At 59.9% G+C, this 12,804-nt stretch carries 15 protein-coding genes; 6 read left to right on the forward strand and 9 right to left on the reverse strand.

What is annotated here, in order from left to right:
- Positions 1-3: 3 nt before the first annotated feature.
- A complete protein-coding gene (locus tag SJY36_RS12140; protein ID WP_005849518.1) occupies positions 4-504 on the reverse strand; it encodes an Lrp/AsnC family transcriptional regulator in 501 nt (166 codons plus the stop codon).
- Positions 505-723: 219 nt separating this feature from the next.
- On the opposite strand from SJY36_RS12140, the gene trxB reads away from it, so the two are divergent.
- Together trxB and SJY36_RS12150 are read left to right on the forward strand one after the other, a co-directional pair.
- Complete coding sequence (trxB, locus tag SJY36_RS12145; protein WP_005849520.1) at positions 724-1,728, forward strand: thioredoxin-disulfide reductase; 1,005 nt, start codon at positions 724-726, stop codon at positions 1,726-1,728.
- A gap of 167 nt (positions 1,729-1,895) precedes the next feature.
- Positions 1,896-3,608: a bifunctional sulfate adenylyltransferase/adenylylsulfate kinase gene (locus tag SJY36_RS12150; protein ID WP_386175445.1), complete on the forward strand. Its 1,713-nt coding sequence runs from the start codon at positions 1,896-1,898 to the stop codon at positions 3,606-3,608.
- Between the two features lie 132 nt (positions 3,609-3,740).
- Here the strand turns inward: SJY36_RS12150 and SJY36_RS12155 are convergent, their stop codons facing one another.
- Together SJY36_RS12155 and SJY36_RS12160 are read right to left on the reverse strand one after the other, a co-directional pair.
- A complete protein-coding gene (locus tag SJY36_RS12155) occupies positions 3,741-3,959 on the reverse strand; it encodes a DUF1150 family protein (protein WP_009825186.1) in 219 nt (72 codons plus the stop codon).
- Between the two features lies 1 nt (position 3,960).
- Positions 3,961-4,377, reverse strand: a complete 417-nt coding sequence (locus SJY36_RS12160; protein ID WP_005849527.1) for an Hsp20 family protein — start codon at positions 4,375-4,377, stop codon at positions 3,961-3,963.
- 161 nt (positions 4,378-4,538) lie between these two features.
- Here SJY36_RS12160 and SJY36_RS12165 point away from each other — a divergent pair, with 161 nt between their 5' ends.
- From SJY36_RS12165 to SJY36_RS12175, 3 genes are all read left to right on the forward strand, one after another.
- Positions 4,539-4,763, forward strand: coding sequence for a YdcH family protein (locus tag SJY36_RS12165; RefSeq protein WP_005849528.1), 225 nt, complete (start codon positions 4,539-4,541; stop codon positions 4,761-4,763).
- A gap of 82 nt (positions 4,764-4,845) precedes the next feature.
- On the forward strand, positions 4,846-5,334 hold the full coding sequence (gene purE / locus SJY36_RS12170; RefSeq protein WP_064217128.1) for a 5-(carboxyamino)imidazole ribonucleotide mutase: 489 nt from the start codon (positions 4,846-4,848) through the stop codon (positions 5,332-5,334).
- On the forward strand, positions 5,327-6,400 hold the full coding sequence (locus tag SJY36_RS12175) for a 5-(carboxyamino)imidazole ribonucleotide synthase (RefSeq protein ID WP_386175449.1): 1,074 nt from the start codon (positions 5,327-5,329) through the stop codon (positions 6,398-6,400). Before purE ends, SJY36_RS12175 begins: the two co-directional genes overlap by 8 nt.
- Before the next feature lie 18 nt (positions 6,401-6,418).
- Here SJY36_RS12175 and SJY36_RS12180 read toward each other — a convergent pair whose 3' ends face one another.
- Positions 6,419-7,561 carry an alpha-D-ribose 1-methylphosphonate 5-triphosphate diphosphatase gene (locus SJY36_RS12180; RefSeq protein ID WP_386175452.1) on the reverse strand — a complete coding sequence of 381 codons (1,143 nt, stop codon included), beginning with the start codon at positions 7,559-7,561 and terminating at the stop codon, positions 6,419-6,421.
- On the reverse strand, positions 7,548-8,357 hold the full coding sequence (locus SJY36_RS12185; RefSeq protein WP_341205233.1) for an alpha/beta fold hydrolase: 810 nt from the start codon (positions 8,355-8,357) through the stop codon (positions 7,548-7,550). The genes SJY36_RS12180 and SJY36_RS12185 overlap by 14 nt, the downstream gene beginning before the upstream one ends.
- A 49-nt stretch (positions 8,358-8,406) precedes the next feature.
- Between SJY36_RS12185 and SJY36_RS12190 the strand changes: the two genes are divergently transcribed.
- Positions 8,407-8,883 carry an NUDIX domain-containing protein gene (locus tag SJY36_RS12190; RefSeq protein WP_386175456.1) on the forward strand — a complete coding sequence of 159 codons (477 nt, stop codon included), beginning with the start codon at positions 8,407-8,409 and terminating at the stop codon, positions 8,881-8,883.
- On the opposite strand, the gene SJY36_RS12195 is transcribed toward SJY36_RS12190, so the two are convergent.
- The 4 genes from SJY36_RS12195 to SJY36_RS12210 form a co-directional block, all read right to left on the reverse strand.
- Entirely contained in the window at positions 8,849-9,697 is an 849-nt protein-coding gene (locus tag SJY36_RS12195; RefSeq protein ID WP_386175458.1) for a DMT family transporter, read from the reverse strand. The genes SJY36_RS12190 and SJY36_RS12195 overlap by 35 nt on opposite strands.
- A gap of 110 nt (positions 9,698-9,807) precedes the next feature.
- Positions 9,808-11,457 carry a chaperonin GroEL gene (groL, locus tag SJY36_RS12200; protein ID WP_005849541.1) on the reverse strand — a complete coding sequence of 550 codons (1,650 nt, stop codon included), beginning with the start codon at positions 11,455-11,457 and terminating at the stop codon, positions 9,808-9,810.
- A gap of 73 nt (positions 11,458-11,530) precedes the next feature.
- Positions 11,531-11,818, reverse strand: a complete 288-nt coding sequence (locus SJY36_RS12205) for a co-chaperone GroES (protein ID WP_005849542.1) — start codon at positions 11,816-11,818, stop codon at positions 11,531-11,533.
- 178 nt (positions 11,819-11,996) lie between these two features.
- On the reverse strand, positions 11,997-12,677 hold the full coding sequence (locus SJY36_RS12210; RefSeq protein ID WP_037944755.1) for a DUF2161 domain-containing phosphodiesterase: 681 nt from the start codon (positions 12,675-12,677) through the stop codon (positions 11,997-11,999).
- Between the last annotated feature and the right edge of the window lie 127 nt (positions 12,678-12,804).

The following is a 12,804-nucleotide window of genomic DNA, read 5'->3' on the forward strand; positions in this document are numbered from 1 at the left end:
CCCTTAGGGTTCGCTTTTCAGACGGCTTTCCAGCACATCAAAAGGCACGCCCGGTTCGTCTTTGGCCGGGCGGATCACAAGGCTGGTTTTGACGCTTTCCACATTGGGCGTCGTCAGCAATTGTCCGGTCAGAAAGCTCTGGAAGCTCGACAGATCGGGGGCGACGCATTTCAGCAGGAAATCCACCTCGCCGTTGAGCATGTGACATTCGCGGACCAGCGGCCAGTTGCGGCACTTCTCTTCAAAAGCGGTGAGGTCGGATTCAGCCTGGCTGGCCAGACCGACCATCGCGAAGACCTGCACCTCGAACCCCAGCTCACGCGCGTTAACATTCGCGTGGTAGCCGCGGATATATCCGCTTTCCTCAAGGGTCCGGACCCGGCGCAGGCACGGCGGTGCAGAGATGCCTACCCGTTTGGCCAACTCAACGTTGGTCATGCGCCCGTCCGCCTGCAATTCGGCTAAAATTTTCCGATCAATCGGATCAAGCCGCGTCCCTGCCATAATACCCCCATAGGATTTTCAATTGTTATAGCACCAACATCGTTGGACGCAATAATCTTTCGCCGGTGCGCAATGTTCTGAATTCAAGCAAAAATCAACCGCATTTTCGATGACGGCGATCTTTGCAGGGCGGATATGCAAACTTGGGGTTTAAGGCAACCCGAGGGGCGTCTATATCGGTTGGAACGCAACAAATGATACATTCTGGGGTTCTTTATCATGGCCGAAACTCGCGAAACCAAGCTTTTGATCATCGGCTCCGGCCCTGCCGGATATACTGCCGGTGTCTATGCCAGCCGCGCGATGCTGAACCCGATCCTTGTACAAGGCATCGAACCGGGCGGGCAGTTGACCACCACGACCGAGGTTGAAAACTGGCCCGGCGACAGCGAGGTCCAGGGCCCCGATCTGATGATCCGCATGCAGGACCACGCCAAGGCGATGGGGACCGAGATCATCGGCGACATCATCACCGATCTGGACCTGTCCAGCCGCCCCTTCCACGCCAAGGGCGACAGCGGCACGACCTATGTGGCCGACGCCGTGATCCTTGCAACAGGCGCACGGGCAAAATGGCTGGGGCTTGAGACCGAAGAGAAGTTCAAAGGCTTCGGCGTTTCGGCCTGTGCCACCTGCGACGGCTTCTTCTATCGCAATCAGGAAATCGTGGTCATCGGGGGTGGCAACACCGCCGTGGAAGAAGCGCTGTTCCTGACCAACTTCGCCTCCAAGGTCACCTTGATCCACCGCCGGGACGAGCTGCGCGCCGAGAAGATCCTGATCGACCGGCTGATGAAAAATCCAAAGATCGAACCGCTGTGGTTCCACCAACTGGATGAAGTTTATGGCACCGATGCGCCGCTTGGTGTCGAAGGGGTCAAGGTCAAGCACGTCGAAACCGGCGAGATCACCGATATTCCGTGCAAAGGTGTTTTCGTCGCCATCGGCCACGCGCCCGCGAATGAACTGGTCAAGGATACGCTGGAAACGCATATGGGCGGCTATGTCGTCACCAAGCCGGACAGCACCGAAACCTCTGTCCCCGGTGTATTCGCGGCGGGCGACCTGACCGACCACAAATACCGTCAGGCCGTGACCAGCGCCGGCATGGGCTGCATGGCCGCGCTAGAGGCTGAACGATTCCTTGCAGAAGTTGGCGATGACGAAGGCAAAGACACATCGCTGCCGCTTGGCTATGGAGCCGAGGTAAAAGACGACGCATAACGTTCGCCTAGGATGGCATTTGCTGGGATAAGATTGCCTTTTCCCAGCAAAAAACACGTCGCTGTCCGTAATTCGCCGCAAAGCGGCTACAAAGGTTGCCTAGCCCAATCGGTGCGGTCTATCAGCCCGAATATTCGAATTTGAACCTAAAATATTGCGAGACGCCCATGCAAACGCCCAACCTTGCTCCGATCCCTGAACTCTATGTCTCTTACAACTCGGCGCAGAAGCTGAAGGTGGAAGCTGGCGATCTGGTCAGCCATGACCTGACGCCGCGCCAGATCTGCGATCTAGAGCTGCTGATGAACGGTGGCTTCAACCCTCTTAAGGGTTTCTTGACCGAAGAAGACTATGACGGTGTTGTCGAAAACATGCGTCTGGCAGATGGGTCGCTGTGGCCGATGCCGATCAACCTTGATGTGTCCGAGAAGTTTGCCGAAGGGCTCGAGATCGGGCAGGACATTGCGTTGCGCGATCAGGAAGGCGTGATTTTGGCGGTCATGACCGTCACAGACCGTTGGGTTCCAAACAAGGCCCGCGAAGCAGAGAAAGTCTTTGGCGCGGATGACAGCGCGCATCCGGCGGTGAACTATCTGCATAACACCGCGGGCAACGTCTATCTGGGCGGCCCTGTGACTGGCATCCAGCAGCCCGTCCACTATGATTTCAAGGCGCGTCGCGACACGCCGAACGAGCTGCGTGCCTATTTCCGCAAGATGGGTTGGCGCAAGGTTGTGGCCTTCCAGACCCGCAACCCCCTGCACCGCGCGCACCAGGAACTGACCTTCCGCGCCGCGCGTGAAGCGCAGGCGAACCTGTTGATCCACCCCGTTGTCGGCCTGACCAAGCCCGGCGATGTGGACCACTTTACCCGCGTGCGCTGCTACGAGGCCGTGCTGAACAAATACCCCGCCGCCACCACCGCGATGAGCCTGCTGAACCTCGCCATGCGCATGGCTGGCCCCCGCGAGGCCGTGTGGCACGGTCTGATCCGCAAGAACCACGGCTGCACCCATTTCATCGTGGGCCGCGACCACGCGGGCCCCGGCAAGAACTCTGCCGGTGAGGATTTCTATGGCCCCTATGACGCACAGGATCTGTTCCGCGCCCATGAGGAAGAAATGGGCATCGAAATGGTCGACTTCAAACATATGGTTTGGGTCGCCGAGCGCGCGCAATACGAGGCGATTGACGAGATCGAGGACAAGGATGACATCACCATCCTCAACATCTCGGGCACCGAGTTGCGCCGCCGTCTGCAGGAAGGGCTGGAAATCCCCGAATGGTTCTCCTTCCCCGAGGTGGTTGAAGAGCTGCGCCGCACCAAGCCGCCACGCAACAAGCAGGGCTTTACCGTCTTCTTCACCGGTTTCTCCGGCTCGGGGAAATCGACAATCGCCAATGCTTTGATGGTCAAACTGATGGAGATGGGCGGCCGTCCCGTCACGCTTCTGGATGGCGATATCGTTCGCAAGAACCTGTCGTCGGAATTGGGCTTTAGCAAAGAGCACCGCGATCTGAACATCCGCCGCATCGGCTATGTCGCGTCCGAGATCACCAAGAACGGCGGCATCGCCATCTGTGCGCCGATTGCGCCTTACGCCACCACACGCCGCGCGGTGCGCGAAGACGTGGAGAGCTTTGGTGCCTTCGTCGAGGTGCATGTCGCCACCTCCATCGAGGAATGCGAACGCCGCGACCGCAAGGGGCTGTACAAGCTGGCGCGTGAAGGCAAGATCAAGGAATTCACAGGGATCTCAGACCCCTATGACGTTCCCGAAACCCCCGAACTGCGCGTCGAGACAGAGAATGTCGACGTCGACAACTGCGCCCATCAGGTGCTGCTCAAGCTGGAAAGCATGGGGCTGATTAAAGGGTAATCCTTTCGCCAAGTCGGACACAGAAAGGCCAGCCCTCATAGGCTGGCCTTTTACGTGCGCGTTGTTGGACGTCGTGCACAAAAAAGGGCCGCAAAACAGCGACCCTTTTTGTTCAATTTTATATGTTAAGCCTTAATGCACCATCACAGGCGCATAGTCATGATCGCGCGCGAGGCTAAAGGCGAGCTTGCGGTCACCGACCAGCGCCAGCTGCTGCCCTTCAGCGTCATGCACGGCGTATAGCTGTTTTAGCCCTTCCGCCTGTTCGCGCACTTCGAGGGGAAGGTCGGACACGGCAATCATCTTGACGTAGACGGTACGGTCCTGAACATGCGTTTCTTCGTTATGCATTTTATTCCCCTTTTCTGATCTTAATGGTCTGAACGACTTTTTCGGGCTTCGCGCGGGTGAGATCGACGTGTAGCAGGCCGTTTTCAATCAGCGCTTCGCCAACGTCTACACCGTCGGCCAGTACGAAAGATCGCTGGAACTGGCGTGCGGCGATCCCGCGGTGCAAAAAGATTCGGTCTTCTTGCGTGTCGACCTGACGGCCACGGATCACAAGCTGTCTATCCTCAACGGTTATAGAGAGATCTTGTTCCGCAAAACCTGCAACCGCAAGCGTAATGCGGTAGCTATAGTCCGACGTTTGTTCAATGTTGAACGGTGGATAGCCTTCGTTTCCGGCCTTCGCCGTACGTTCCATCACCCGTTCCAACTGCTCGAAACCCAGCATATGCGGGTAGGAAGCCAGCGTTAATTTCGTCATAAGACACGTCCTTTAAGATAAGCGACAGTCAGTCATCCGGCCCCGTATTCGGCGACCTGCATCAAATATGGGGGCCATGGGGGCAGGACGCAAGGGCTATGCCTTTGAATTGCAACCGCCTATATTCGCAGGCCTAGATATAGCAAGAATCAGCCAAACCTATGAATCCTCCCTCCGACCTGTCGATGAAGAATGACGATGTCCTGCGTGTCGAGCTTGAGGTGTTTCGCCGCGAGCATCGCGATCTGGACGATGCCATTCAGGCGCTGGTCGATAAGGGGACGGGCGATCAACTGACGCTGCAGCGGCTGAAAAAACGCAAGCTGCGCCTGAAAGACCTGATTGCCCAAATCGAAGACCGGCTGACCCCCGATATTACCGCCTGACAGCGCCCGCCAGCGGATTGCCACGCGGGCGATCATGGCTATAGTGCGCGCTTCTTATACGCTCTAGCAAAGGCCCTTTTTCATGGAAAATCCACCTGTCGGCATCATCATGGGCTCGCAGTCCGATTGGGCCACGATGCGCGAGGCAGCGACGCTGCTGGATGAACTTGGTATCGCTTACGAGGCCAAGATCGTATCGGCACACCGCACCCCCGACCGGTTGTGGAGCTATGGGAAAACCGCCGCCGACCGTGGCCTGCAGGTGATCATCGCCGGTGCGGGCGGTGCTGCGCATTTGCCCGGCATGATGGCGTCCAAGACCCGCGTGCCGGTGATCGGCGTACCGGTGCAGACCAAGGCGCTGTCGGGTGTGGATTCGCTTTATTCTATTGTGCAGATGCCCCGGGGCTTTCCGGTCGCGACGATGGCGATCGGTGCGGCAGGTGCTGCGAATGCCGCGTTGATGGCGGCGGGCATTCTGGCCCTCCAAGACCCTACCCTTGCCACCCGTCTTGACGCTTGGCGCGACGCGCTCAGCGCCTCCATCCCAGAGGAGCCTTCGGATGACTGAAGCATTGAAGACAGGGGCCACCATCGGGATTTTGGGCGGCGGGCAATTGGGGCGCATGCTGGCCGTTGCCACCGCACGTCTGGGGTTTCGCACGCATGTCTTTGAACCCGGTGCCAACCCGCCTGCAGGTGATGTCGCCCATGCGCTGACCACCGCTGGCTATGATGACGTCGACGCGCTGACCGCCTTTGCCAAATCGGTTGATATTGTCACCTTCGAGTTTGAAAACATCCCGACAGATGCGCTGGATGTGATCGAAAACATCACCCCCATCCGTCCCAACCGCGAGGCGCTGCGCACCAGTCAGGACCGTCTGGTGGAGAAACAGTTCCTCGAAGGTTTGGGCCTGACTGTCGCCCCCTTTGCCGATATCACCAATGCCGCCGATCTGGAGGCCGCGATGACGACCATTGGCGCGCCGTCGATCCTGAAAACCCGTCGCTTCGGCTATGACGGCAAGGGCCAGTCGCGTCTGCGCAGTGCGGATGATGCGGCGGGGGCCTTGGCGGATATGGCTGGCAATCCTGCGGTGCTGGAAGGCTTTGTGAACTTCACCGCCGAAGTGTCCGTGATCGCCGCGCGCAGCCCCTCGGGCGAGGTTGCCTGTTTCGATCCGGGCGAGAATGTGCACCGCGATGGCATCCTGCACACCACCACCGTCCCTGCCCGGCTCAGCGCCGCACAGCGCATGGATGCGGTACTGCTGGCCGCCAAGATCCTGAATGCGCTGGATTATGTCGGCGTGCTGGGGGTCGAGCTTTTCGTCACGCCGCAAGGTTTCATCGTGAATGAGATCGCGCCACGGGTGCATAACTCGGGTCATTGGACGCAGAACGGCTGTGCGGTGGACCAGTTCGAACAGCACATCCGTGCCGTGGCGGGATGGCCCTTGGGCGACGGCAGCCGCTATGCAGATGTGGTGATGGAGAACTTGATCGGCGACGATATGGACCGCGTGCCCGAGCTGGCGAAACAGCGCGACACAGCGCTGCATCTGTACGGCAAGGCCGACGTCAAACCGGGCCGTAAGATGGGCCATGTGAACATCGTTAAACGGCCCAGCTAGGGCGATATCCGCGCGGGCCTAGCGAAGGAACCGCGCGGCAATATCACCGGACATATAGCTGACGCGCCCGCCCGACATCGTCAGGGCCACACGGCGCGTCTGCGCGTCCAGCACCAGTAGATCAGCCCGTTTTCCGGTGGCGATCACGCCCCGATCCGACAGCCCCAGTACCGTCGCGGGCCCTGCCGACACCAAGTGCCACGCCTGCGCCAAGGGCAATACGCCACGATCCGCCAGCATGAAGGCCGCGCGTCGTGGCGACGGGTAATGGTAGTCAGAGGCAAGCGCCCCGCCGATCCCCATCGAAATCAGGTCAAGCGCGGAAACATTGCCGTTGTGCGACCCGCCGCGCACCACATTGGGCGACCCCAGCACCACATGATCCCCCGCCGCCGCTGCGGCTTCGGCTGCCTCCAACGTCTCGGGGAACTCGGCGACGCGCACGCCACGCTTGCGCCATAGGGCGCGCCCTTCGGCGGTGGTGTCATCATGGCTGCCCATCTGGATGCCCCGCGACGCCAGCACCTTGCACAGCCAGTCCAGCGCGCCGGGCACATCCGCGCTTTGGGCGTGCAGGTCTTGCATCATACGCAGATGGTCGTCCGGATTGCGTCCTGCCTTAAGCGCTTGCCCTACCATGCGTTTGGGCACCTGCCCTTTCGCCAGCCGGTCGTGCGGCAGATGGTCGTTGAACACGACATAGGACAGCCCCCAGTCCTGCATGCGCTGCGGCAGATCGGCGTAGAGGTCCAGCAGATGCGTCTCGAGCCGGAGCTGTCCGCGCAGGTCTGTAACCAACGTATCCGACACCTGCTGGATCGCGCCAAAGACCTGTTCGGCAAATTCATAGCCGCGCAGGCCGCCTTCCCAGCTGATGAACTGCGCCAGCACGGCGGTGGTGATGCCATTGGCGGCCAGCTCTGCCTCGGCGGCGACCAGACCCTCTTGCATGGTTTTCATCGCACCGCGACGGGGGGCGAGGTGCCGTTCGAACCCGTCCCCATGCACATCGACGATCCCCGGCACGATCATGTAACCGTCAAGATCAACGCGCGTGGTTTGCGCCACATCGGTAATCAGCCCCTGCGCAACCGCCAGCCGGCGGGGCTCAAGCACATCCGCGCCCAAGACGTGCGCCCCCGTAAATTCAACGTTCAGCATCGTTAGCCTTTTGTCCCGGCAAGCAGGCCCCATCGGGGCAGCCGATTGAATCCAGCACCGCGTCCACGAACCCCAGCGACCGGTCGAATTTCCCTGTGTCCAGATAGGTCATCGTCTGCGCAATCACCGTCGGGTTCATCATCATGAACGTATGCGTCACCGGCAGCATCAGAAAATCGCGCATCCCGTCGACCCGCGCGGATTGGACGGACACTTTGCCATCATCGCGCCCCGGCAGCAGCGACGAGAAATAGGGGTTCAGCGATTGCGTCCCCGCGATCACGCCCAGATCAAAGGTAACCGGAGGCAACCGCAGCGGGAGGGAGTTTTCACCCGTCCCCATCTGCGCCCCTGCGGGACCGTTCATCCAGTCAAAGGCGGCAAGATCACCCAGCGTGTCCACCACTTCGCTGCCGTGATTGGGCGGGGCCAGCATGACGACGCGGCCGATACGCGCATCTCCCGTCTCGGCAACCCATTGCCGCAGAAGGATACCGCCCATGGAATGGGTCACAAAATCAACCTTTTGCGTCCCGCATGCCGCGACTGCGTCGGGCAAGGTGCGGCGGGTCAGCTCTTCGACGGGGGCGGTGGTTGACGGGTAACCGGGGCGCACCACGGTGTAGCCCTCGGTCTCGAGCGCGGCCTCCATCACGGCAAAGGAGGTCTCTGTTCGGGCGAGCCCGTGCAACAGCACCACGCAGCGCCCCTTTCCGGCTGTGGAAAGCGACGCTTGCGCCTGTGCCATGCCCGACAGCACGCCAAGCGAGAAAGTGATTGTGACCAGTGTTTTCATAGCTAGGGTCAAATAGACTGAAAACGCCGCATGTGAAATGCTTTGACGCATGCGCCGCGAGATTGAGGGTAAGATGGCGGAAAATAGCCCGCGTTTGGCGGTTCGTGCCGTGTTGGTCCATGAAGGCCGCTTGCTGCTGGTCAACGCCTATCCCGATGGCAAAAGCGACCTGATGTGCGCGCCCGGTGGCGGGGTAGAACGCGGCAGCGCCCTGCCCGACAATCTGGTCCGCGAGGTGTTTGAGGAAACCGGCCTGCAGATCGCCGTGGGGGTGCCCTGCTTGGTGAATGAATTCCACGACCCCGAGGGGGATTTCCATCAGGTGGATATCTACTTTCGCTGCACGGTGACCGGCTCTGCCGAAGTGGACCCCGCGTGGCAGGACGCCGAAAGGATCGTGACCGACCGCCGCTGGGTCACCCCCGACGAGATGCGCGGTCTGCGGGTCAAGCCGGACAGTCTGGCGCAGGTCGCCTTTGGCAACGACCCGATCAGCTACGACCCGCTGGAGCCGATCGTGCGCTGACCGCCAGCCCGATCCCGCCAAGCACCAACGCGGTGGAAATGATCACCTTTGCGCCCAAAGGCTCTGCCAGCAAAAGCGCACCGGCAAGGATCGCGATGACCGGCACCGACAGTTGCACCACCGCCGCCGTCGCCTGCGCCAGCCTTGGCAGCACCGCATACCAAAGCGCGTATCCGAGGCCCGAGGTGACGGCCCCGCAGACCACGCCAAGAACAATGCCCGTGGGGGTGTAGAATGTCGGCTGCACCAGCAGCAGCATAGCGACCAAGGGCGTACAGATCACAAAGTTCCCCGCGCTGCCTGCCAGCGGGTCAGACGCACCGCGGCCAATGATCGTATAGGCGGCCCAGCCGAGCCCTGCGGCGATCATCAACATGGCGCCCAATGGGTCAACCGCCACGCCTTGCGACGGCCAGAGCACCAGCACCAATCCGGCAAACGCCACCCCCGCCCCTAACAGCTTGCGTGGTGTCGGTGTCACGCCGAACAGCGCACCATGGGCGAACATGGCGATCTGGACCACACCGAACAGGATAAGCGCGCCCAAGCCTGCGTCCAGCGTCAGATAGGCGAGCGAGAAACCGATAATATAGATCGCCAGCGTGACCGCCCCCAGCCCCTGTTGACGTCGCAGCAAGGGCACCCGCCCGCCGCGCAGCACGACCAGCAGCGCCAAGAGCACCGCCCCTGACAACACCCGCACCACGGCAAATCCGGTTGGATCAATATGCCCGCCGGCAATGGCAAAGCGGGTCAGGACAGAGTTGGCCGCGAAGGCGACCATCACAAGGGCGGTGAGCAAGAAAATACGCATGGCGACTGCTTAGGCTACCGACGCGCGACGTACCATGAAAAAGGGGCGCATCTGGTGATGCGCCCCTTCATTCTGTCAGCACAAGGGCGTGATCGCCCCCGCGGCGTGATTTACATCATGCCGCCCATGCCGCCCATGCCGCCCATGTCGGGCATGCCGCCGGCTGCGCCGCCGTCTTTCGACGGTTTGTCGGCAACCATGGCTTCGGTTGTGATCAGCAGACCAGCAACGGATGCCGCGTCTTGCAGCGCTGTACGCACAACTTTGGCAGGGTCGATAACACCGAATTTGAACATGTCGCCATATTCTTCGGTCTGAGCGTTGAAGCCGAACTTCAGGTCGTCGCTTTCGCGGATTTTGCCGGCCACTACGGAACCGTCAACACCAGCGTTTTCAGCGATCTGACGCAGAGGCGCTTCGAGCGCTTTGCGGACGATGCCGATACCAACGTTCTGGTCTGCGTTGTCGCCTGTCAGCCCTTCGAGCTTTTTGCCCGCTTGAACCAGTGCAACACCACCACCAACAACGATACCTTCTTGAACAGCGGCACGTGTCGCGTTCAGGGCATCATCAACGCGGTCTTTACGCTCTTTAACTTCGACTTCGGACATGCCGCCAACGCGGATCACGGCAACACCGCCTGCCAGTTTGGCAACGCGTTCTTGCAGCTTCTCTTTGTCGTAGTCGGATGTGGTTTCTTCGATCTGGTTACGGATCTGAGCAACACGTGCTTCGATCTCGGCCTTCTCGCCAGCGCCGTCAACGATGGTTGTTTCGTCTTTGGTGATGGTGACTTTCTTGGCCGAACCCAGCATGTCCATTGTAACGGACTCGAGCTTCATGCCCAGATCTTCGGAGATCACTTGACCGCCTGTCAGGATCGCAAGGTCTTGCAGCATGGCTTTGCGGCGATCGCCGAAACCAGGTGCTTTGACCGCTGCGATTTTCAGACCGCCGCGCAGTTTGTTGACAACCAGAGTTGCCAGCGCTTCGCCTTCAACATCTTCGGAGATGATCAGCAGTGGTTTTTGCGACTGGATCACTTGCTCAAGCAGGGGAACCATTGGCTGCAGCGAGGACAGTTTTTTCTCGTGCAGCAGGATGATCGCGTCTTCCAGCTCGACAGTCATCTTGTCGGAGTTGGTCACGAAGTAAGGGGACAGGTAACCGCGGTCGAACTGCATGCCTTCAACAACATCGGTCTCTGTTTCCAGACCTTTGTTCTCTTCGACGGTGATCACACCTTCGTTGCCGACTTTCTGCATCGCGTCCGCGATCTGACGGCCGATTTCTTTCTCGCCGTTTGCAGAGATGGTGCCGACTTGGGCAACTTCGTCGCTGTCGTTGACAGGGCGCGCTGCTGCTTTGATCGCTTCGACGACAGTGGTGGTCGCCATGTCGATGCCGCGCTTCAGGTCCATCGGGTTCATGCCAGCGGCAACCGATTTCATGCCTTCTTTAACGATGGCTTGGGCCAGAACGGTTGCGGTTGTTGTACCGTCACCCGCTTCGTCGTTGGTCCGGGAAGCAACTTCCTTGACCATCTGTGCGCCCATGTTTTCGAACTTGTCTTCCAGTTCGATTTCTTTCGCTACGGATACACCGTCTTTGGTGATGCGAGGCGCGCCAAAGGATTTGTCCAGCACAACGTTACGGCCTTTGGGGCCCAGTGTGACTTTGACGGCATCGGCAAGGATGTTCACACCCTTAAGCATCTTGTTACGGGCGTCGGTCCCGAATTTTACGTCCTTAGCAGACATAGTGTCTCTCCTAAAATCTTGGGTTGATGTCAGCGTATCTTGGGTGAGGCGCTAGGCCCCGGTCTGCCTGAGCTCAGGACAGGATCCCCATGATGTCGCTTTCTTTCATCATCAGCAGTTCTTCGCCGTCCAGGGTGACTTCTGTGCCGGACCATTTGCCGAACAGAACCTTGTCGCCGGCTTTTACAGCCATTGCGATCAGCTCACCGCTGTCCTTGCGCGCGCCTTCGCCACAAGAAACAACTTCACCCTCGGAGGGTTTTTCTTTTGCGGAATCAGGGATGATCAAGCCACCCTTGGTTTTTTCTTCGCTTTCGGTGCGGCGCACCAGCACACGGTCATGCAGCGGTTTAAATGCCATCTTTCAGCTCCTTAAGGCTCAAAGTTATTCTCCCAAGCCGCCCCTCCGGTCGAGGGGTGCAGCCATTAGCACTCAGCCCTGCCGAGTGCTAACGAGGGATAGCTAAGGATGTGCACGGCCCTAGTCAACCACGGTAATTTGAAAAATTTTAGCCAACTTGCACCGTGGCCCGAGCAGGCTAGTCCGACCCGAGCACCCGCCCCGCGGCGGAAACGGCTTCGGCACCTGTCGGGGTCAGGCCGTATATGCCTGTCTCGATCTTTTCAAACCATCCGTAGTGATTGTCGCGCATCATGGCGGTGGCCCGCTGAACCTGGGTTTCGCGCGCGACATGGGCACCTTTGCTGGCCCCTGCCTCGAACAGGTACATCGCGAGCTTCAGCGCATCCTGCCGATAGGCCGTGACCAGCCCTGCCCGCGTCTGCCCGCCGTCATTCGGGTCCCCCTGACGCCGTGCGAATTCACGCAGCAGCCGCGCCTGCCGCTTGGCGCTTTTGCGCGGCGCATAGGGGCCCGGATCGCAATGCACTTCGACCAGACCATCCTTCAGCCGCACGGTGATCAACCCCAACCCCAAACGCCGCGCCAGCGCTGTGTTGTCCTTGACCGCCTTGGCAAAACGTTTGCCCGGCTGACGGGCGACCGCCAGATAGACATCATCGCTAACCGACAGACGCGCGATACATTGATGGAACAGCGCGAGGCTAAAGCCCAGCTTCAGTTCGACCACCACCGGCGGCTCTGCCCCGCGAACGGCCACGACATCGGCAGCCCCCACCTCTGACTTCACGACATAGCCCTGATCCTCGAGAAAGGATTTGATCGGCGGGTAAAGGTCGGTTTCGCGCGGGTTTGTCATGGGTGCAGTGCTACCAGCTTTGCCCCGCTGCTGAGAACCCCAAAGCCGCGGCTATCAGGCAGGTGGTGACAACTGCGCCAACCAACCATATAAGGCGCGCAAATCAACACTCTCCCACTGCAGGACA

It is taken from the genome of Sulfitobacter sp. R86518, assembly GCF_042466275.1.
Classification (GTDB): Bacteria; Pseudomonadota; Alphaproteobacteria; order Rhodobacterales; family Rhodobacteraceae; genus Sulfitobacter; species Sulfitobacter pontiacus.